The sequence below is a fragment of the Serratia sp. LTN-2 genome, from assembly GCF_059740205.1.
Map to the genome: position 1 here is coordinate 491,362 of NZ_JCAXDO010000001.1, position 19,461 is coordinate 510,822.

Here is a 19,461-nt window from a genome sequence, read left to right on the forward strand (position 1 = left end):
CATTGCAAAAAACTCCAAAACCCACTTAAAGCACATCGCATCCATAATGCTCCGTACTGGGGAAGGATGAGAAGCTTCGACAAGGTTCGAGTCTCACGCAGTGAGACAACGCGCTTCAGCGCGGCCCGCAGGGTGAGTCGCGCAGCGACGAATCATCCTTCCCCCACCACCATCCATTGCAAAAAACTCCAAACCCCACTTAAAGCACATCACATCCATAATGCTCCGTATTGGGGAAGGATGAGAAGCTTCGACAAGGTTCGAGTCTCACGCAGTGAGACAACGCGCTTCAGCGCGGCCCGCAGGGTGAGTCGCGCAGCGACGAATCATCCTTCCCCCACCACCATCCATTGCAAAAAACTCCAAACCCCACTTAAAGCACATCACATCCATAATGCTCCGTATTGGGGAAGGATGAGAAGCTTCGACAAGGTTCGAGTCTCACGCAGTGAGACAACGCGCTTCAGCGCGGCCCGCAGGGTGAGTCGCGCAGCGACGAATCATCCTTCCCCCACCACCATTCCTTGCACAAAACTCCAAAACCCACTTAAAGCACATCGCATCCGATGCCCTCATATCAATAAAACTCAATTTATCTTTCCTTATTCACCGCTTTCACCCAGACGTTTTGTTTCTTCGCCCCCAGCGCAGCTTGAACTCTGGCCGACAATTCGCTATACCACTGGCTTCTTTAGTGCAGTAAGGAACAGGTGGATGCGAAACAATATTTGCGTTTTTTGTGGCGCCAGCGAAGGCGTCAACCCCGCTTATGCCGAGCAGGCCCGTCAACTGGGGCAACTGCTGGCCGGACAGGGGCGCCGGTTGATCTACGGCGGCGGCAAAAAAGGGTTGATGGGCATCGTGGCGGACGCCGTGCTGGCCGCAGGCGGTGAAGCTGTCGGCATTATCCCTGAGCGCCTGGTTGAAGCGGAAACGGCGCATCGCGGCCTGACCGAGTTGGAAGTGGTGCCTGACATGCATACGCGCAAAGCCCGTATGGCAGCGCTGGCGGACGGTTTTATCGCCCTGCCCGGCGGCATCGGCACGCTGGAAGAGCTGTTTGAAATCTGGACCTGGGGACAGATCGGCTATCACAACAAACCGGTCGGCCTGCTCAACGTTAACGGGTTCTACCGCCCACTGAGCCAGTTCCTCGAACATGTCGCCGATCAGGGCTTCATGCGCCACGACTATCTCGGTACGCTGCACATCAGCGAATCGGCGCAAACGCTGCTGCAACAGTTTGACGACTATCAGCCTAAAAATTACGACCGCTGGGCGAAATAACCGGCTGCGCAGTCAGCGGGCCCGCCGCTGTCTGCGTTACATTTCCCGCCAAACTCTGCTACTATCACAGCACATTTTTCTCGTGAAAACGGCACCGCTCATGAAGTTTGTCTCTTTTAATATCAATGGACTGCGCGCGCGTCCGCACCAGCTAGCGGCAATTATCGAGCAGCACCAGCCCGACGTGATCGGTCTGCAGGAAACCAAAGTTCACGACGACATGTTCCCGCTGGAAGAAGTCAGCCAGCACGGCTACCACGTGTTCTATCACGGGCAAAAAGGCCATTACGGCGTGGCGCTGCTGACCAAAGCGGAACCGTTGGCTGTACGCCGCGGCTTCCCGACCGATGAAGAAGACGCGCAGCGTCGCATCATCATGGCCGATCTGGCGACCCCGCAGGGTACGCTGACGGTGATCAACGGCTACTTCCCACAGGGAGAAAGCCGCGACCACCCGATCAAGTTCCCGGCTAAGACGCGTTTCTATCAGGACCTGCAAAACTACCTGGAGCAACAGCTGTCGGCTGAATCCCCGGTGTTGATCATGGGCGACATGAACATCAGCCCCAGCGATTATGACATCGGCATCGGCGAAGACAGCCGTAAACGCTGGCTGCGTACAGGTAAGTGCTCCTTCCTGCCGGAAGAGCGCGCATGGATGGATCGCCTGCTGAACTGGGGCCTGGTGGACACCTATCGCCACGCCAACCCGGAACGCAATGACGAGTTTTCGTGGTTCGACTATCGCTCAAAAGGCTTCGACGACAACCGCGGCCTGCGCATCGATCTGCTGCTGGCCAGCACCCCGCTGGCTTCGCGCTGCATCGCCACCGGCATCGACTATCAAACCCGCGGCATGGAGAAACCTTCCGACCACGCGCCGGTTTGGGCGGAATTTACGCTGTAACCCATCACCCCGGCGCTCGCCGGGGTTTTACTTTGTGAAGCCAATGAAAATTATCGACGTGGTAGCCGCTATTTTGGAACAGAACGGCCGCATTTTGCTGGCCCAGCGCGGCCCAGGCAGCGATCAGGCCGGTCTGTGGGAGTTTCCCGGCGGCAAGGTTGAGCCGGGCGAGAGCCAGCCAGAGGCGCTGGCGCGCGAGCTGGATGAAGAATTGGGGATTTGCGCCCGTGTCGACGCCTACGTGGGCAGCAATCAGTGGCAGCAAGGCGAACGCGTCATCCGGCTGCACGCCTGGCGAGTCGTGGATTTCTCCGGCGAACTGCAACAGCGTTGCCACTCGGCGCTGGTCTGGGTCACGCCGCAACAGGCACAGGAATTCGCCCTGGCACCCGCCGACGTTCCACTGCTGGCGGACTATATCGCCGCGCAAAGCGATGCACGCTGAGCGCGGCAACAGGTTACATCGTCACTTCTTCAGGCGCACCCAAATCAAGGGGTTGGTGCCGATGGTGTTGGGCTCACGCACACACTGCAGCACTTCCCCCTCCACTTTGAGCACCGCGCCTTCGGAATAGTTTTGATTCTGGTAGACGCAGCAACGGTTGCAGGGCTGCGCCGGCGGCGGATTGACGCCGTTTTTCGCCGTACCCCAGATTTCTGGAGAGACCGGCAACACCACGTCCACATCGCCACGGTTGGCGGCGGCCTGGCCGGAAAACGCCAGCGCAGCGGCGGCCAGCAATCCCATGAGTCCGTGCTTCATTCACTCTTCTCCTGCGCCTTACCGGCGCTTTTTCTGCGTTTTTTGCCCCCGCTGGCAGGCGGCGGTGGCAATCCACGAAACGCCATGCTCGCCCGGCTCTGCTTGGCCTGATAAATCAGCTCTTGCAGCGTGCCGACCAACGGCTGCATAAAGTCCTGATAACGACAGGATTTCTCGCTGATTTGCGTCAGCGTAGCCTCCCAGTTGGCCGTCATATCAGGACGAGCAGCAAGATCCGGCAGCGAGTGAATCAACGCGCGCCCGGTTTCGCTGGAGTGAATATAGCGCCCCTTCTTGTACAGAAACGCCCGCTTGAACAGTAATTCGATGATCCCCGCTCGCGTCGCTTCCGTCCCTAAACCATCGGTCGCTCGCAGGATTTTCTTTAGCGCTTTATCTTGTACGAACCGCGCGATGCCGGTCATGGCCGACAGCAGGCTGGCGTCGGTAAACGGCCGTGGGGGCTGGGTCTGGCGTTCCACCACTTCACCGCGCTCGCACAGCAGCTCATCATCTTTAGCCACCACCGGCAGCGGCGCACCTTCGTTTTCCTCGTCGCGCTCCTTGCTGCCCAACAGCGTACGCCAGCCGGCTTCCGCCAGGAAACGCGCCTTGGCGATAAATTTGCCGCCGGCGATATCCAGCTCGATCACGCATTTGCGGAATACCGCATCCGGACAAAACTGCATCAAGTACTGACGTGCCACCAGCCCATACACGTTCCGCTCATCCTGCGTCAGGTTGACCTTGCCGGCGCGGGCGGTGGGAATAATGGCGTGGTGGGCATCGACCTTTTTATCGTCCCAGCAGCGGTTGCGGCGATCGCTGTCGATCACCGGCTGCGGGTACAGCTCAGGTTGATGTACGCTGATTGCGTTTAGCACCGCGTGACGGCCGGCGAAATGCTCTTCCGGCAAGTAACGGCAGTCGGAACGCGGATAGGTGATCAATTTGTGGGTTTCATACAGCCGCTGGCAAACATCCAGCACCTGCTGCGCACTGAGGTTATAACGCCGGGCCGCTTCGATTTGCAGCGTAGAGAGCGAAAATGGCAGCGGTGCGGTATCTGATTCCCGTTTATCATTATAGGCGGTGACCAGGGCCGGTTGGCCTTCGATGCGCTTAACCACGTGCTCCGCCAACGGCCGATGCAGCAAACGCCCCTCTTCATCCTGATAAGGCTCGCAGGATTCGCTGGGCTGCCACAGCGCCACAAAGCGCTCTTCTTTCGGCGTGACGATGTGCGCTTTGACCTCGAAGAAGTCTTTCGGCACAAAGTTTTCTATCTCTTCGTCGCGCCGCACCACCAACCCCAGCACCGGCGTCTGCACCCTGCCCACCGACAGCACGCCGTCGTAACCGGCATTGCGGCCCAGCAGCGTATAGGCGCGGGTCATATTGATGCCATAGAGCCAGTCGGCGCGCGAACGCGCCAGTGCGGACACGCACAGCGGAATGAAATCACGGTTGTCGCGCAGGCGTTCGACAGCACGCTCCACCGCCTGCGGGTTGAGATCGTTGATCAGACAGCGGCGCACGTTCTGGCGCTTTTCTGCCGTCAAATCCAGATAGTCCAGCACCTCATCCACCAGTAACTGCCCTTCGCGGTCCGGGTCTCCGGCGTGCACCACTTCATCGGCTTCGAGCAGCAACTTTTTAATCGCATTGAGCTGTTTGCTGACCGAAGGGCGCGGCTGCAATCGCCATTTTTCAGGAATGATCGGCAGATCCGCCAACGACCAACGCGCATAGCGGCTGTCATAGGCGTCAGGCTGGGCCTGCTCCAACAGGTGACCGACGCACCAGGTCACCACATCGTTGTTGCCGCAGGCGATATAACCGTCGCCGCGGCGATGCGGCTTGGGCAATACGTCGGCAATGGCGCGCGCCAAACTCGGTTTCTCGGCTATGAACAGTCGCATTATTCACCGTTTTTCTGGCTGAACGTCATCAAGAATTCTCTTACTTCTGCATAGTTCCCGCGGAAGACGATCCGCTGGGCTTTCTTTTCCAACTGATAGCAATACATCGGATCGTAGTACTGCTGCAACAGGGGCGCCAACCATTCGCGGTGCGCGTCGCCCTGGCCGCTGAGGCGCTGTATCCGCAACGCCGCTTCGAGCCGCAGCGTCAACTGCTGGAAACGCTCCAGCCCCAGACGACGGCGTATGGCGAACAGGCCATGGTGCAAATAGTCGTCGTATTGCCGCCAACCCTCTTCTGCGCCATAGGTTTGTTCGAACTGTTCGCGCATGCCGTCGATATATTCAGCTTGCAAGCGCGCGAGGCGAATGTCGAACGGATCGTCGATCACCGCTACCGGCGCCTGCTGCATGCCATTGAACAACGGCAACGGCAGATTGTTGCTGCCGATGATCCGCCCTTCGTCTTCCAGCACCCAACGGCGGCTGCCACCATGCTGTTTTTTCAGCAATAACACAGCCAGACGATTCTCAAAATCGATCTGCGAGCTCTGGCCCGCCAGCGTTCGGCCAAAAGATGAACCGCGATGGCGCGCCGCGCCTTCCAGATCGACGCCGTCGGCCAGTTCGTTGACCAGCAGCGTCTTGCCGCTACCGGTATTGCCGCCGACCAGGGCCATCGGCAGCTCGGCGCTTTGCGCCAGCACGCCGAGCAGATAATTGCGCAGCGCCTTGTAGCCGCCGACGATGCGCGGGTAGTCCACGCCGGCCTCATGCAACCATTGCTGCACCAGTTGCGAGCGCAACCCGCCGCGGAAACAGTAAATATAGCCTTCGGGCCGCTGCGCGCAGGCCGTCAGCCAGGCGGTAGTGCGCTGTTCGCGCAGTTTGCCGTTCACCAGACTGTGGCCGAGCGCAATCGCCGCTTGCTGGCCATGCTGCTTATAGCAGGTACCGACCGCCTGCCGCTCGCTGTCGACCATCAGCGGCAAATTCAGCGCCTGGGCGAAGGCGCCCTGCTGGAATTCAATCGGCGCACGCACGTCAATCAGCGGCACGTCCTGCAGGAAAATGCGTGGGTAATCGTCGCTGTCCGGCCTTCCTTGCACGTTGGACACTACTCGACCTCGATCAGCGGCTTACCGGCCGAGGCCGCATGCAACTCGCCGATGGCGTTGAGCGTGATGCCATGCTGCTCGGCAATCGCCAACACCTGCGCTTCCGCCCCGGGCAGCACCGCCAACAGCAGGCCGCCGGAGGTCTGCGGATCGCACAGCAGTTGGCGCTGCAGATCGCTCATCTCACCCACCAGATGGCCGTAGCTGTCGAAGTTGCGCCCGGTGCCGCCCGGCACGCAGCCCTCGGCGATGTACGCCTCGACGTCCGGCAGTTTCGGCACCCGATCGAACCAGACCGTCGCCTGCAGACCGGAGCCCTGACAAACTTCGCTCAGGTGGCCCAACAGGCCAAAGCCGGTGATGTCGGTCATCGCCGTGACGCCCGCCACTTCGGCAAAGTCGGCGCCCGGTTTATTCAGGCGGCACATCACCTCCGTCGCCAGGCCCTGATGCGCCGGGCGCAGCTTGCTTTGTTTTTCGGCGGTCGTCAGCACGCCGATGCCGAGCGGTTTAGTCAGATAGAGTTTCGCCCCGGCCTGTGCGGCGCTGTTTTTCTTCACCCGCTCGGTATTGACCACGCCGGTGACCGCCAGGCCGAAAATGGGCTCCGGCGCATCGATGGAGTGGCCGCCGGCCAGCGCGATCCCCGCCTGCTGGCAGGCGAAACGGCCGCCGTCGATCACCTGCTGCGCCACCTCCGGCGGCAGTTTGGCGATCGGCCAGCCGAGAATGGCGATCGCCATGATCGGTTTGCCGCCCATGGCGTATACGTCGCTGATGGCGTTAGCGGCGGCGATGCGGCCGAAATCGAACGGATCGTCGACGATCGGCATGAAGAAGTCGGTGGTGCTGATGATGCCGACGCCGTTGCCGATGTCGTACACCGCCGCGTCGTCGCGGGTTTCATTGCCGACCAGCAGGCGCGGATCGACAAATTTTTCCCGCTCGCTGTGCAAGATGGTTTCGAGAACTTTCGGTGAGATTTTGCAGCCGCAGCCAGCGCCATGGCTGTACTGGGTTAAACGGATCGCTGGCGATGTCATAGTCCACTCCCTTCGATAACGGCACTCAAGATAACATAGGGTAGCGCTTGCCGAGGGGATTGATAAGAGCGGGCCGCCGATAAGCGAACGGCCTGCTCAGAAACCATGCAATTTTGCGGGGTTTGGCGCATTTTCACCGCGCCCCGCGGGGAACAAACTCAGAAATAGCTGACGAAAGGCGCGCTGTCCGGCGGCGTCACCTTGGTGGCGGCCTTCAGCTGCGGCGTACCCAGATAGAGGAAGCCGACGATCTCGTCCTGCTCGCGGCAACCGAAGGCTTCGCGCACCAGCGCATGCTCGGTCCAGGCGCCGGTGCGCCAGATACCGTTAAAGCCCTGCGCCAGCGCCGCCATCTGCATCGCCTGCACCGCGCAACCGGCGGAAACCACCTGCTCCCAGCGCGGCACCTTGGTCTCTTCGGTGCAGTGCGCGATGACGGTGATGATCAGCGGCGCGCGGAACGGCGCTTTAGTGGCCTTCTCGATCGCCGCGTCGTCCAGTTGATCCTGCTTCGCCGCCGCCTGTAGCAGCAGGCTGAAACGCTCCAGACCCTGATTCTCGATCATCACGAAACGCCACGGCTGCAGCGCGCCGTGATCGGGCGCACGCAGGCCCGCGTTGATGATATTTTGGCGCACTTCCCCCGCCGGCGCCGGTTCCGCCAAGCGCGAAGCCGAGCGGCGATTCAATAAAAGATCCAGAGCATCCATCGTAAACTCCTGATAACAATTTTCATTCCGGCCACGTTAACATAGCTAAACGACGAGTTACAGCCTCGGCGATAGCGTCCGTGTGCCACGATTTAAAGCTGACATTTACCCGGCCGCTCATTAGGATAGCGGAACATTCTCGACTCTTGTTGGAGAGCACATGCGCACATTGTGGCAAATTATTGCCGGCATTTTCCGGTGGACATGGCGTCTGCTGAATTTTATCAGGGAACTGATCCTTAACCTGTTCCTGGTATTGCTGATCCTGGTTGGGGTCGGCATTTATCTATCCTTCCAAAGTTCTTCCACCTCGACGGCTCCGGCGCGCGGCGCACTGCTGGTCGATTTAAGCGGCGTAGTGGTCGATCAGCCTTCGGTCAACAACCGGGTACGGCAATGGGGCCGCGAACTCTTGGGCGCCTCCAGCAGTCGTCTGCAGGAGAATTCGCTGTTCGACGTGGTGGACAGCATCCGCAAGGCCAAAGACGACAAAAACATTACCGGCATGGTGTTGCAGCTGAATGACTTCGCCGGCGCCGATCAGCCGTCGCTACGTTATATCGGCAAGGCGCTGCGCGAATTCCGCGACAGCGGCAAACCGATCTTCGCCATCGGCGACAGCTACAACCAGACGCAGTACTACCTGGCCAGCTACGCCAACAAGGTCTACCTGTCGCCGCAGGGCGCGGTCGATCTGCACGGCTTTGCCACCAACAACCTGTACTACAAGTCGTTGCTGGACATGCTTAAGGTCACCACCAATATCTTCCGCGTCGGCACCTATAAATCGGCGGTAGAACCGCTGATCCGCGACGATATGTCGCCGGCGGCGCGTGAAGCGGACAGCCGTTGGATTGGCGGCCTGTGGCAGAATTACCTGGAGACCGTGGCAGCCAACCGTCAACTGACGCCGCAGCAGCTGTTCCCGGGCGCGGCCGGCGTGTTGAGCGGCCTGCAGGCTGCCGGTGGCGATACCGCCCGCTATGCGCTGGACAATAAGCTGGTGGATGAGCTGGCGTCGCGCACCGCGATTGAAAATCAGCTGGTCAAAACCTTTGGCTGGGACAAACAGGCGAACGATTTCAACGCCATCAGCATCTATGATTACCAGCCGAAACCGGATGCCAACCAGGGCGGCAAGATCGCCGTGGTGTTCGCCAACGGCGCCATCATGGACGGCCCGCAGACGCCGGGCAACGTCGGTGGCGACACCACCGCCGCCGAACTGCGTCAGGCGCGCCTGGATCCGGCCATCAAGGCCGTGGTGTTCCGCGTCAACAGCCCTGGCGGCAGCGTCAGCGCGTCCGAAGTGATCCGCTCCGAGCTGGCCGCCGTGCGCGCCGCCGGCAAGCCGGTGGTGGTTTCCATGGGCGGCATGGCCGCATCGGGCGGCTACTGGGTCTCGACGCCGGCCGACTACATCATCGCCAGCCCGAGCACGCTGACCGGCTCCATCGGCATTTTCGGCATCATCAATACCTACGAGAAAACCCTGGATACGCTGGGCGTGCACACCGACGGCGTGGCGACCTCGCCGCTGGCCGACATCGCGGTCACCAAGGCGCTGCCGCAGGAGTTCTCGCAGATGATGCAGCTGAACATCGAAAACGGGTATAAGAACTTCCTCGATCTGGTCGCCAAATCGCGCAAGATGACCCCGCAACAGGTTGACCAAATCGCGCAAGGCCACGTGTGGCTCGGCAGCGACGCCAAGGCCAACGGCCTGGTCGATCAGTTAGGTGATTTCGACGACGCGGTGAAGAAAGCCGCCGAGCTGGCGAAACTGCAACAGTGGCAGCTCGACTGGTTCGTCGACACCCCAAGCCTGAGCGATATGGTGCTCAGCCAGTTCGGCGTTTCCATTCACGGCATGCTGCCGGCGGCGATTCAGGCCATGCTGCCCGCCCCGCTGGCGTCGGTCGCCAACGCGGTGAAAGAACAGCCGGGCTTGTTCAATAACCTGAACGATCCGCAAAACCGCTATGCGATCTGCCTGACCTGCGGAGAAGTCCGCTAACAAATAATTCTGCAGCCCGGCCATCGCCGGGCTTTTTTTCTGCCGCCATGCCCCTATAATTCAGCCCATCTTATCTTTGTTAAAATCATGACCATGCAAAAGAAATCCATTTACGTCGCCTACACCGGCGGCACCATCGGCATGCAGCGTTCCGATCACGGCTATATCCCGGTTTCCGGCCACCTGCAGCGCCAGCTGGCGCTGATGCCCGAATTCCATCGGCCGGAGATGCCGGATTTCACCATTCATGAATATGCGCCGCTCATCGACTCTTCGGACATGACGCCGGAAGACTGGCAACACATCGCCGACGATATCAAACAGAACTACGACCGCTACGACGGCTTCGTGATCCTGCACGGCACCGACACCATGGCGTTCACCGCCTCGGCGCTCTCCTTTATGCTGGAAAACCTGGCCAAACCGGTGATCGTCACCGGTTCGCAAATTCCCCTGGCGGAACTGCGTTCCGATGGCCAAACCAATCTGCTGAACGCACTGTATCTGGCGGCCAACCATCCGGTGAATGAAGTCAGCCTGTTCTTCAACAACAAGCTGTTCCGCGGCAACCGCACCACCAAAGCGCACGCCGACGGCTTCGACGCCTTCGCTTCCCCCAATCTGCCGCCGCTGCTGGAAGCCGGCATCCATATTCGCCGCCAGCACGGCATCGACAGTCCGGCGTGTGACGGCGCGCTGCAAGTGCACGACATCACGCCGCAGCCGATCGGCGTGGTCACCATCTATCCGGGCATTTCCGGCGCGGTGGTGCGCAACTTCCTGCTGCAGCCGGTCAAAGCGCTGATCCTGCGCTCCTACGGCGTCGGCAACGCGCCGCAGAAAGCCGAGCTGATCGACGAGTTGCGCGCGGCGTCCGAACGCGGCATCGTGGTGGTCAACCTGACGCAGTGCATCTCCGGGCGCGTCAATATGGAAGGCTACGCCACCGGCAACGCGTTGGCGCACGCCGGGGTGATCAGCGGTTTCGACATGACGGTGGAGGCCGCACTGACCAAACTGCACTATCTGTTGAGCCAGCCGCTGACGCCGGAACAAATCCGCACGCTGATGCAGCAAGACCTGCGCGGCGAACTGAGCATCAACGGTTAATCCACTGACCTAGGGAGTGGCGATGAAAACGGCCTTGTTGTTGATCGATCTGCAAAACGATTTCTGCCCCGGCGGCGCGCTGGCGGTCACGGAGGGCGACGCCGTCATTCCGGTCGCCAATCGGGCGATCGCCGCCTGTTTGGCGCGCGGCGAGCCGGTGGTGGCCAGCCAGGACTGGCACCCGGCCAATCATCGCAGCTTTGCGGTGAACTCCCATGCGCAAGTCGGCACCCTCGGCGAGCTGGAAGGCCTGCCGCAGGTGTGGTGGCCGGTGCACTGCGTGCAAGGGAGCCACGGCGCCGATTTTCATCCCCAGTTGCAGCGGCAACACATCGATGCCGTTTTTCGCAAAGGACAGGATACGGATATCGACAGCTACAGCGCGTTCTTCGATAACGGCCACCGGGCGCAGACCGAACTGCACGATTGGCTGCAATCGCAGGGTGTCCGACAGTTGGCGATCATGGGCCTGGCGACCGATTACTGCGTGAAGTTCAGCGTGCTGGATGCGCTGGCTGCCGGCTATCCAACGCAAGTGATCGTCGACGGCTGCCGCGGCGTTAATCTGCAGCCGGGCGACAGCGAAAAGGCGCTGCAAGACATGGCGCACGCCGGCGCACAACTGGTTACCCTGTCACAGTTCCTCGCCAGCTAAATCCTCTCGGGTGCCATCGGCGCCCTTTTTGCGCGGCGGCGAAAATATCGACGCCGCTCACAATACCGCCCTTCTTCTCCGCCAGCCGCTTGTGACCGACAGACGCTTTTGCTGTTATGACTGCGACGCTTTTGACGTCAATCGGTTATACGCATCCGGGGCCCGCTGAGCCCGGCTTTATTGTGACCGCCGCTGGCGGTACGGTCGGCCTTGCCGACCCAAGGAGACAAACATGAAATTAACCCGAAAACTGCTGCCTTTGCTGGCAGCGGTGCAGTTGGCTATGGCCGGCGTCGGCTCGGCGCAGGCAGGCTATCTCTCCGTCGGCTACTTCAACGGCGGTGGCGACGTCACCGCCGGCCCCGGCGGTGATATCGACAAACTGGACGTGACGCAAATCACCCACCTCAACTATTCGTTTGGCCTGATCTACAACGGTGAGAAGGATGAAACCAATGCGGCGTTGAAAGATCCCGCGCGCCGGCACCAGATCTACCTGTCGCCGAAGGTAACGGCCGATCTGCAACGGCTGCCGGCGTTGCGTAAACAGAACCCCGAGTTGAAAGTCCTGTTGTCGGTCGGCGGCTGGGGGGCTCGCGGCTTCTCCGGCGCGGCCGCCACCGCAGAAAACCGGGCGATATTCATCCGCTCCGCGCTGCAGGTGATTGCACAGCATCAGTTGGATGGCATCGACCTGGACTGGGAATACCCGGTGAACGGCGCCTGGGGGCTGGTGGAAAGCCAGCCGGCAGACCGCGACAACTTCACCCTGCTGCTGAAAGAGCTTCACCAGGCACTGGGTAAAGGTAAACTACTGACCATCGCCGTCGGTGCCAACGTCAACAGCCCGCAGGAATGGGTCGATGTGAAAAGCATTGCCCCTTACCTCAACTACATCAATCTGATGACCTATGACATGGCTTACGGCACGCAGTACTTCAATGCCAACCTGTACGATTCAAAGCGCTGGCCAACCGTGGCCGCCGCCGACCGCTACAGCGCCGATTCCGTGGTAAAACATTATCTTGCCGCCGGATTAAAACCGGCGCAGATGAACCTCGGCATCGGTTTTTATGGCCGGGTGCCGAAACGAGCGACCGAAGCAGGCATCGACTGGGACAAGCCGGACGCCGCCAAACATCCGGTGACGCAGCCTTATTTCAGTGCGCGAGAAACCGCTCTGTTCAACGCGCTGGGGCTGGATCTCAGCAAAGACACTTACTTTAAATACCACGACATCGTCAGTAAACTGCTCAACGATCCGCAGCGCCGTTTCCGCGAGCACTGGGATGACGACGCCAAAGTGCCTTATCTGACGCTGCAATCCGCCACAGGCAAACCGCTGTTCGCTATCTCCTACGAGAACCCGCGTTCGGTGGCCATCAAAGCCGAATACATCAAAAGCCAGGGATTGGGCGGTGCGATGTTCTGGGAATACGGCGCGGACGACAACAACCGGCTGGCGCAACAGCTGGCGGAATCGCTTGGGGTTAAGGGAGAGAAACGCTAAATCGACGGGGCGATGGCGACATCGCCCCGCTTTAGGAACAGCTTACTGCGGTTTGAGTTTGACCAGCGGCTCGGCAACGAACTGCTGCTTCAGTTCTTGCTTGCTCTTCATCACGATCTGCCCGTCGGTGCCAATGCTCATGTGCTGCGGATCGACGTTGTTCATCGACTGCCACAGCATCACCGCCTGCAGGCTGTTTTCCTTCTGCTCAGGTGTCAGCGCCACGCCGTCCGGCCACTTGCCCAGCTCAACCGCCCGCACCAGGCGCTGGTATATCTCGGGCGTCATCGCCGCAATCAGATCTTTCACGTCCATCAGAGCCCTTCTCGCTTACGGATGAATAATTAGCTGAATCGATTTTGTTGGTTAAATTACCACTTAACCGGCCGTTTGGTCGCCATTCTCACCGTCGGTGAAGCTCAGCGAAGCGGAGTTGACGCAGTAACGCTCGCCGGTCGGCTGCGGGCCGTCGGGGAAAACGTGCCCCAGGTGCGCGTCGCAGTGGCCGCAGCGGATTTCAACACGATGCATATTATGAGAGTTATCATCGAGATAACGAATCGCATCGGCGGAAACCGGCTCATAAAAGCTCGGCCAGCCGCAGCCGGAATCGTATTTGGTTTCGGAATAGAACAGCGGCTGGTTACAACACAGACAATGGTACACGCCCTCACGCTTATTGTGCAGCAATTTGCCGCTGAACGGCGCTTCGGTGCCGCGCTGTTGCGTCACATAACGTTGGATTTCATTCAGTTCCGTGACCGGATGACCGGGGGTTGTCTCTTTAGCCATTTGTGCTTATCTCTGAATGTGGATAATGTCAACGAAAACAATGATTAATAATAACAAAAAATTAACACCGCTGCAGGGTTTTTTGGCCTAAACTGTAGCCCATAAAGGCCACGTCACGATGATATGTGATAACGATCACACATCTTGCGCATGCTGACTTTATACTTGGCGGCTTGTCCCCATATAACGGATAAGGCCGAGCGCAAATGGACTGTGCAATAAGCGTGCAAAACCACCCTTCCGGTTTGACTTGCCGCAAGAATTGACACGATTCCGCTTGACGCTGGGTAAGGTTTTTGTAATTTTACAACCAACCTTTTATTCACTAACAAATAGCTGGTGGAATATATGACTATCAAAGTAGGTATCAACGGTTTTGGCCGTATCGGTCGCATTGTTTTCCGTGCTGCTCAAGAGCGTTCTGACATCGAGATCGTTGCAATCAACGACCTGTTGGACGCAGAGTACATGGCTTACATGCTGAAGTATGACTCTACTCACGGCCGTTTCAACGGTACGGTAGAAGTTAAAGACGGCCACCTGGTTGTTAACGGCAAAACCATCCGTGTTACCGCAGAGAAAGACCCGGCTAACCTGAAGTGGAACGAAGTGGGCGTTGACGTGGTTGCTGAAGCGACCGGTATCTTCCTGACCGACGAAACCGCACGTAAACACATCACCGCTGGCGCTAAGAAAGTCGTTCTGACTGGCCCATCCAAAGATGCGACCCCAATGTTCGTGCGCGGCGCTAACTTTGACAAATATGCCGGCCAGGACATCGTGTCCAACGCCTCTTGCACCACCAACTGCCTGGCGCCACTGGCTAAAGTCATCAACGACAACTTCGGTATCGTTGAAGGCCTGATGACCACCGTTCACGCGACCACCGCTACTCAGAAAACCGTTGATGGCCCGTCCCACAAAGACTGGCGCGGCGGCCGCGGCGCATCCCAGAACATCATCCCTTCTTCTACCGGCGCAGCGAAAGCGGTTGGCGTGGTTCTGCCAGAGCTGAAAGGCAAACTGACCGGTATGGCGTTCCGCGTACCAACTCCTAACGTATCCGTTGTTGACCTGACCGTGCGTCTGGAAAAAGCGGCTACCTACGAAGAAATCAAGAAAGCCATCAAAGACGCCGCTGAAGGCTCGATGAAAGGCGTTCTGGGCTATGTTGAAGACGACGTGGTTTCCACCGACTTCAACGGCGAAGTGCTGACTTCCGTATTCGATGCCAAAGCCGGTATCGCACTGAACGACAACTTCGTGAAACTGGTTTCCTGGTACGACAACGAAACCGGTTATTCCAACAAGGTTCTGGATCTGATCGCTCACATCTCCAAGTAATGGCATGATGTTAAGCTGATAATAAGGGCGACATTTTTGTCGCCCTTTTTTATTTGTCTCTCCGGCAAACAATAAGGTAATGAAATGAACGAGAAAATTTTCACCCTGCCCGTTTCCGAACAGATTTCTCCTTACATCAGCCAACGTCAACTCGACGAGCTGGGTGTGGTTGTGGTGTCGCATCCGAAAGTGCGCGCAGCCGTCGCGCTGCAGGGTGCCCATTTGCTGGCCTGGCAGCCCAGCGGCGAGCAGCCGGTGATTTGGCTCAGCAGCAATACCCCTTTCGCTAAAGGCAAGGCCATCCGCGGCGGCGTGCCGATCTGCTGGCCGTGGTTCGGCCCAGCCGGGCAACCTTCGCACGGTTTTGCCCGCAACCAGCCCTGGAGCCTGACGGCGCACGATGAAGATGACAACGGCGTCATCCTGACCTTTACGTTGAAAGACAACGAACAGACCCGCAAACTGTGGCCGCACGCCTTCACGCTGATCGCCCGCTTCAAGCTGGGTGCAGAGTGCGAGATCGAACTGGAATCGCACGGCGATTATCAAGCCACTGCGGCGCTGCACAGCTACTTCCAGGTCGGCGACATCGATCGAGTCAGCGTAGCGGGCCTGGGCGAGCCGTATATCGATAAGGTGGCGGGCGGCGCCGAAGCGCGCCAGACCGGTGAAGTGACCTTCGTCGGCCAAACCGACCGCGTCTATACCCGCCCCGAGGCCTTCAGCCTGATCCGCGATCCGGCGCTCGCTCGCACCATCGAGGTTCACCACCACCATATGAGCGACGTTATCGCCTGGAACCCCGGCGTAGAGCTCTCTTGCAGCATGGGGGACATGCCGAATGACGGTTATAAAACCATGGTTTGCGTAGAGACCGGGCGCGTGAGCAAACCGCTGATCGCCCCCGGCGAACAACCTGCTCGATTGGGCGTCACCTTCCGCAGCCGCAAGAAGGCCTAATACACCGAGCGCGGCGGCGCACTACAGATGTGCAAAAGGGGCGCCAGCGCCCCTTTTTGATGCACGCGATGCACGATAATCGTGCAATGCATGATTAGAAGGTGTAGCTCACACCCGTCATCAACAAACCGGTGTAGGATTTATCCACCATCGGGCTGTCTTTCACTTCATCCGACAACTTCACATAGCGACCGACGAAGAAGGCGTTCCAGCTCTTGTTGATCTGGTAATTGGCGCTCAGCTCGAGGTACGGCGCCCAGCTATCGCCCGGGGTGTAGCTGTCAAGGCCGCTGCGACGGGATTCATTGGCGCTGACGCCGTAGTAATATTTGTTCTGGTTCTTGCTGTTCCACATCACGCCTACGCCCGGTACCAGCGTCAGCGCGTCCAGATCAAACTTGTACAGATAGGCCACATCGCCCACCAGCCCGTTGCTGTTGTTCAGCGTGTCGCCGGTAAAGGTGGTGCGGAGGGTACCCCACTCGGCGTTGTGCGAATAGGCCAGGCCAGCCATCAGCGTGCCGCGGCGCTTGTCGAGACGCTTCATGCGATCGTCGTCGCTGTCGCCCGGACGGTAGCCCCATGGCGTGTAGTAGCCCATGACGCTCAGCTGGTTTTCCTGATCTTTCCACAGGTAGTAACCGGCGGTCAGCGTACGGAAGTAGAAGTCGTCACCTTCATAGTCGATGACGGGCACCGGATAAACGCGGTCCTGATAACCACGATACGCGTCCGGGCTAACCAGCGCGGCAGCGCCGAGTGACCAGGTTCCCGCCTGAGCACTTTGCGCACAAACCATTGCGGAAGCGATAATTGCTAGCGTTTTGAGTTTTGAAATCTTCACTGGTTCTTTTTCCATAAATTACAGGGTTAATAGCCGCAACAGTTTATGTGAAAATTTAGTTACGCGCCTAATCTTTACAATAGAAAACGACCAAGATCGAATAACTTATAGCGGAATTATGAATTAATCATGGCGGAACGATGACGATTCAAGCCGCAGGCCGCGCCAGACAAGGCATTTGGCTCCCAGAGTAATAACTGAGTCATTGATATGACTTAAAAAAAGCTTTTTCTACGGCAGGAAATTTTCCGGCAAGCAAACTAAGCTTAAATCAGAAGGTGAATTTATCCTGAGCCCAGTGGCATACAGCGCAACTCGCGATAATAAGCGCACCAAGTTGGCATACGGGTTGCTGTACTTAGGCGTATTCTCATCTTTCGGGAGCCAGAACACTATCACACGCTCTCTTTAACCTGTGCTAATAACGAAAGGACGGGCATCATGAACATATTTGACCACTATCGCCAGCGCTATGAAGCTGCCAAGGACGAAGAGTTCACACTGCAGGAATTTCTTACCATTTGCCGGCAAGATCGCAGTGCCTATGCCAACGCGGCCGAACGTCTGCTGATGGCTATCGGTGAACCTGTGATGGTCGACACTGCGCTAGAATCACGCCTGTCGCGCCTGTTCTCCAACCGCGTGATCGCACGCTATCCGGCCTTCGAAGAGTTCTACGGCATGGAAGAGGCCATCGAACAGATCGTCTCTTACCTGAAACACGCCGCGCAGGGCCTGGAAGAGAAGAAACAGATCCTTTATCTGCTGGGCCCGGTGGGCGGCGGTAAATCCTCGCTGGCGGAACGTCTGAAGGCGTTGATGCAGCGCGTGCCTATCTATACCCTTAGCGCCAATGGCGAACGCAGCCCGGTCAACGATCATCCGCTGTGCCTGTTCAATCCGCAGGAAGACGCCACGATCCTGGAAAAAGAGTTCAATATCCCCAGTCGCTACCTCGGCACCATCATGTCGCCGTGGGCGGCGAAACGTCTGCATGAGTTCGGCGGCGACATCACCAAGTTTAAAGTGGTGAAAGTGCGCCCTTCCATTCTGGAACAGATCGCCATCGCCAAAACTGAGCCGGGCGATGAAAACAACCAGGACATCTCGGCGCTGGTCGGTAAAGTGGATATCCGCAAACTGGAGAACCACGCGCAGAACGATCCGGACGCCTACGGTTACTCCGGCGCCCTGTGCCGCGCCAACCAGGGGATTATGGAATTCGTCGAGATGTTCAAGGCGCCTATCAAGGTGCTGCATCCGCTGCTGACCGCAACCCAGGAAGGCAACTACAACGGTACCGAAGGCATCTCCGCCCTGCCCTTCAACGGCATTATTCTGGCGCACTCCAACGAATCCGAGTGGGTGACCTTCCGCAACAACAAGAACAACGAAGCGTTCCTCGACCGCGTCTATATCGTCAAGGTGCCTTACTGCCTGCGCGTGTCGGAAGAGATCAAGATCTACGATAAGCTGCTGGATCACAGCGAGTTGACCCACGCGCCGTGCGCGCCGGGCACCCTGGAAACGCTGGCGCGCTTTAGCGTGCTGTCGCGACTGAAAGAGCCTGAAAACTCGAGCATTTACTCGAAAATGCGCGTGTACGACGGCGAAAGCCTCAAAGACACCGATCCGAAAGCCAAGTCCTATCAAGAGTACCGCGACTATGCGGGGGTTGACGAAGGCATGAACGGCCTCTCCACCCGTTTTGCCTTTAAAATCCTCTCGCGGGTGTTCAACTTCGATCACGCCGAGGTGGCGGCTAACCCGGTTCACCTGTTCTATGTGCTGGAGCAGCAGATAGAACGCGAGCAGTTCCCGCAAGATTTGGCGGAGAAATACCTGGAACACCTGAAAGGCTATCTGATCCCGAAATACGCCGAGTTTATCGGCAAAGAGATCCAGACCGCCTATCTGGAATCCTACTCGGAATACGGCCAAAACATTTTTGACCGCTACGTGACCTACGCAGACTTCTGGATCCAGGATCAGGAGTATCGCGATCCCGACACCGGTCAACTGTTCGACCGCGAGTCCCTGAACGCCGAACTGGAAAAAATTGAAAAACCGGCCGGCATCAGCAACCCGAAAGATTTCCGCAACGAAATCGTGAACTTCGTGCTGCGCGCCCGCGCCAACAACAACGGCCGCAATCCGAACTGGACCAGCTACGAGAAGCTGCGCACCGTGATCGAGAAGAAAATGTTCTCCAATACCGAAGAGCTGTTGCCGGTGATCTCGTTCAACGCCAAAACCTCGACGGACGAGCAGAAAAAACACGACGACTTCGTCGATCGCATGATGGAGAAAGGTTATACCCGCAAGCAGGTGCGCCTGCTGTGTGAATGGTATCTGCGGGTCAGAAAATCCTCATAACGCCTCAGGTAAGCGGCATTATCAGGGCCATGTCCGCAGTTATGGCCGTAGCAGCGCAGCCCACGGAGGGGCTGCACATTGCGCTGTCGCGGTCGGGACATGA

The 19,461-nt window shown here is 58.5% G+C and carries 18 protein-coding genes and 3 other RNA genes; 13 read left to right on the forward strand and 8 right to left on the reverse strand.

The genetic code is table 11. The features are described from left to right. Positions 1–45: 45 nt before the first annotated feature. The 6 genes from AC6BYQ_RS02205 (at position 46) to AC6BYQ_RS02230 (ending at position 2,639) form a co-directional block, all read left to right on the forward strand. A non-coding RNA gene (locus AC6BYQ_RS02205) (RtT sRNA) lies at positions 46–172 on the forward strand. Between the two features lie 47 nt (positions 173–219). Further along, a non-coding RNA gene (locus tag AC6BYQ_RS02210) (RtT sRNA) lies at positions 220–346 on the forward strand. A 47-nt stretch (positions 347–393) separates the two neighbouring features. Further along, positions 394–520: non-coding RNA, RtT sRNA (locus AC6BYQ_RS02215), on the forward strand. A gap of 194 nt (positions 521–714) precedes the next feature. After that, positions 715–1,287 carry an LOG family protein gene (locus AC6BYQ_RS02220; RefSeq protein WP_019452752.1) on the forward strand — a complete coding sequence of 191 codons (573 nt, stop codon included), beginning with the start codon at positions 715–717 and terminating at the stop codon, positions 1,285–1,287. A 100-nt stretch (positions 1,288–1,387) separates the two neighbouring features. After that, complete coding sequence (xthA, locus tag AC6BYQ_RS02225; protein WP_019452753.1) at positions 1,388–2,194, forward strand: exodeoxyribonuclease III; 807 nt, start codon at positions 1,388–1,390, stop codon at positions 2,192–2,194. A 43-nt stretch (positions 2,195–2,237) separates the two neighbouring features. After that, complete coding sequence (locus tag AC6BYQ_RS02230; protein WP_498056319.1) at positions 2,238–2,639, forward strand: pyrimidine (deoxy)nucleoside triphosphate diphosphatase; 402 nt, start codon at positions 2,238–2,240, stop codon at positions 2,637–2,639. A gap of 21 nt (positions 2,640–2,660) precedes the next feature. On the opposite strand, the gene AC6BYQ_RS02235 is transcribed toward AC6BYQ_RS02230, so the two are convergent. From AC6BYQ_RS02235 to AC6BYQ_RS02255, 5 genes are all read right to left on the reverse strand, one after another. Then, complete coding sequence (locus tag AC6BYQ_RS02235) at positions 2,661–2,957, reverse strand: YnjH family protein (RefSeq protein ID WP_063918458.1); 297 nt, start codon at positions 2,955–2,957, stop codon at positions 2,661–2,663. Then, positions 2,954–4,879 (reverse strand): DNA topoisomerase III, encoded by a 1,926-nt coding sequence (locus AC6BYQ_RS02240; RefSeq protein WP_019452756.1) that lies wholly within the window; start codon positions 4,877–4,879, stop codon positions 2,954–2,956. Before AC6BYQ_RS02240 ends, AC6BYQ_RS02235 begins: the two co-directional genes overlap by 4 nt. Continuing rightward, complete coding sequence (gene mnmH / locus AC6BYQ_RS02245) at positions 4,879–5,997, reverse strand: tRNA 2-selenouridine(34) synthase MnmH (protein ID WP_019452757.1); 1,119 nt, start codon at positions 5,995–5,997, stop codon at positions 4,879–4,881. The genes AC6BYQ_RS02240 and mnmH overlap by 1 nt, the downstream gene beginning before the upstream one ends. Beyond that, the gene (gene selD / locus AC6BYQ_RS02250; protein WP_498056225.1) at positions 5,997–7,040 is read right to left on the reverse strand and encodes a selenide, water dikinase SelD; all 1,044 of its coding nucleotides are present in this window, start codon (positions 7,038–7,040) and stop codon (positions 5,997–5,999) included. Before selD ends, mnmH begins: the two co-directional genes overlap by 1 nt. A 158-nt stretch (positions 7,041–7,198) precedes the next feature. Continuing rightward, on the reverse strand, positions 7,199–7,750 hold the full coding sequence (locus tag AC6BYQ_RS02255) for an NAD(P)H nitroreductase (RefSeq protein WP_498056226.1): 552 nt from the start codon (positions 7,748–7,750) through the stop codon (positions 7,199–7,201). A gap of 160 nt (positions 7,751–7,910) precedes the next feature. Between AC6BYQ_RS02255 and sppA the strand changes: the two genes are divergently transcribed. The 4 genes from sppA to chiD all read left to right on the forward strand — a co-directional run bounded on the left by sppA (position 7,911) and on the right by chiD (position 13,042). Then, a complete protein-coding gene (sppA, locus tag AC6BYQ_RS02260; RefSeq protein ID WP_019452760.1) occupies positions 7,911–9,767 on the forward strand; it encodes a signal peptide peptidase SppA in 1,857 nt (618 codons plus the stop codon). A 93-nt stretch (positions 9,768–9,860) separates the two neighbouring features. Then, on the forward strand, positions 9,861–10,877 hold the full coding sequence (gene ansA, locus AC6BYQ_RS02265) for an asparaginase (RefSeq protein ID WP_025159798.1): 1,017 nt from the start codon (positions 9,861–9,863) through the stop codon (positions 10,875–10,877). A 22-nt stretch (positions 10,878–10,899) separates the two neighbouring features. Next, positions 10,900–11,532, forward strand: a complete 633-nt coding sequence (gene pncA / locus AC6BYQ_RS02270) for a bifunctional nicotinamidase/pyrazinamidase (protein WP_074054038.1) — start codon at positions 10,900–10,902, stop codon at positions 11,530–11,532. A gap of 232 nt (positions 11,533–11,764) precedes the next feature. Then, positions 11,765–13,042 (forward strand): chitinase ChiD, encoded by a 1,278-nt coding sequence (gene chiD, locus AC6BYQ_RS02275; RefSeq protein WP_498056227.1) that lies wholly within the window; start codon positions 11,765–11,767, stop codon positions 13,040–13,042. A gap of 42 nt (positions 13,043–13,084) precedes the next feature. Here chiD and AC6BYQ_RS02280 read toward each other — a convergent pair whose 3' ends face one another. Then, positions 13,085–13,357 (reverse strand): YeaC family protein, encoded by a 273-nt coding sequence (locus AC6BYQ_RS02280; RefSeq protein WP_198636043.1) that lies wholly within the window; start codon positions 13,355–13,357, stop codon positions 13,085–13,087. 63 nt (positions 13,358–13,420) lie between these two features. Further along, the gene (gene msrB, locus AC6BYQ_RS02285) at positions 13,421–13,834 is read right to left on the reverse strand and encodes a peptide-methionine (R)-S-oxide reductase MsrB (protein WP_019452764.1); all 414 of its coding nucleotides are present in this window, start codon (positions 13,832–13,834) and stop codon (positions 13,421–13,423) included. Between the two features lie 348 nt (positions 13,835–14,182). Between msrB and gapA the strand changes: the two genes are divergently transcribed. Beyond that, entirely contained in the window at positions 14,183–15,178 is a 996-nt protein-coding gene (gapA, locus tag AC6BYQ_RS02290) for a glyceraldehyde-3-phosphate dehydrogenase (RefSeq protein ID WP_004932222.1), read from the forward strand. 84 nt (positions 15,179–15,262) lie between these two features. Further along, the gene (locus AC6BYQ_RS02295; RefSeq protein ID WP_498056228.1) at positions 15,263–16,138 is read left to right on the forward strand and encodes a D-hexose-6-phosphate mutarotase; all 876 of its coding nucleotides are present in this window, start codon (positions 15,263–15,265) and stop codon (positions 16,136–16,138) included. A 94-nt stretch (positions 16,139–16,232) separates the two neighbouring features. Here AC6BYQ_RS02295 and AC6BYQ_RS02300 read toward each other — a convergent pair whose 3' ends face one another. Beyond that, complete coding sequence (locus AC6BYQ_RS02300; RefSeq protein ID WP_498056229.1) at positions 16,233–16,997, reverse strand: MipA/OmpV family protein; 765 nt, start codon at positions 16,995–16,997, stop codon at positions 16,233–16,235. Positions 16,998–17,423: 426 nt separating this feature from the next. On the opposite strand from AC6BYQ_RS02300, the gene yeaG reads away from it, so the two are divergent. Further along, complete coding sequence (gene yeaG / locus AC6BYQ_RS02305; protein ID WP_019452766.1) at positions 17,424–19,358, forward strand: protein kinase YeaG; 1,935 nt, start codon at positions 17,424–17,426, stop codon at positions 19,356–19,358. Positions 19,359–19,461: the final 103 nt, after the last annotated feature.

What these genes read in the sequence shown, in the direction of transcription:
- AC6BYQ_RS02220 (WP_019452752.1), top strand. Translation starts at nt 715, where the DNA reads ATGCGAAACAATATTTGCGTTTTTTGTGGCGCCAGCGAAGGCGTCAAC.
- chiD (WP_498056227.1), top strand. Translation starts at nt 11,765, where the DNA reads ATGAAATTAACCCGAAAACTGCTGCCTTTGCTGGCAGCGGTGCAGTTG.
- AC6BYQ_RS02280 (WP_198636043.1), bottom strand. Translation starts at nt 13,357, where the DNA reads ATGGACGTGAAAGATCTGATTGCGGCGATGACGCCCGAGATATACCAG.
- pncA (WP_074054038.1), top strand. Translation starts at nt 10,900, where the DNA reads ATGAAAACGGCCTTGTTGTTGATCGATCTGCAAAACGATTTCTGCCCC.
- ansA (WP_025159798.1), top strand. Translation starts at nt 9,861, where the DNA reads ATGCAAAAGAAATCCATTTACGTCGCCTACACCGGCGGCACCATCGGC.
- gapA (WP_004932222.1), top strand. Translation starts at nt 14,183, where the DNA reads ATGACTATCAAAGTAGGTATCAACGGTTTTGGCCGTATCGGTCGCATT.
- AC6BYQ_RS02255 (WP_498056226.1), bottom strand. Translation starts at nt 7,750, where the DNA reads ATGGATGCTCTGGATCTTTTATTGAATCGCCGCTCGGCTTCGCGCTTG.
- msrB (WP_019452764.1), bottom strand. Translation starts at nt 13,834, where the DNA reads ATGGCTAAAGAGACAACCCCCGGTCATCCGGTCACGGAACTGAATGAA.
- selD (WP_498056225.1), bottom strand. Translation starts at nt 7,040, where the DNA reads ATGACATCGCCAGCGATCCGTTTAACCCAGTACAGCCATGGCGCTGGC.
- yeaG (WP_019452766.1), top strand. Translation starts at nt 17,424, where the DNA reads ATGAACATATTTGACCACTATCGCCAGCGCTATGAAGCTGCCAAGGAC.
- AC6BYQ_RS02240 (WP_019452756.1), bottom strand. Translation starts at nt 4,879, where the DNA reads ATGCGACTGTTCATAGCCGAGAAACCGAGTTTGGCGCGCGCCATTGCC.
- AC6BYQ_RS02300 (WP_498056229.1), bottom strand. Translation starts at nt 16,997, where the DNA reads ATGGAAAAAGAACCAGTGAAGATTTCAAAACTCAAAACGCTAGCAATT.
- AC6BYQ_RS02235 (WP_063918458.1), bottom strand. Translation starts at nt 2,957, where the DNA reads ATGAAGCACGGACTCATGGGATTGCTGGCCGCCGCTGCGCTGGCGTTT.
- AC6BYQ_RS02230 (WP_498056319.1), top strand. Translation starts at nt 2,238, where the DNA reads ATGAAAATTATCGACGTGGTAGCCGCTATTTTGGAACAGAACGGCCGC.
- AC6BYQ_RS02295 (WP_498056228.1), top strand. Translation starts at nt 15,263, where the DNA reads ATGAACGAGAAAATTTTCACCCTGCCCGTTTCCGAACAGATTTCTCCT.
- xthA (WP_019452753.1), top strand. Translation starts at nt 1,388, where the DNA reads ATGAAGTTTGTCTCTTTTAATATCAATGGACTGCGCGCGCGTCCGCAC.
- sppA (WP_019452760.1), top strand. Translation starts at nt 7,911, where the DNA reads ATGCGCACATTGTGGCAAATTATTGCCGGCATTTTCCGGTGGACATGG.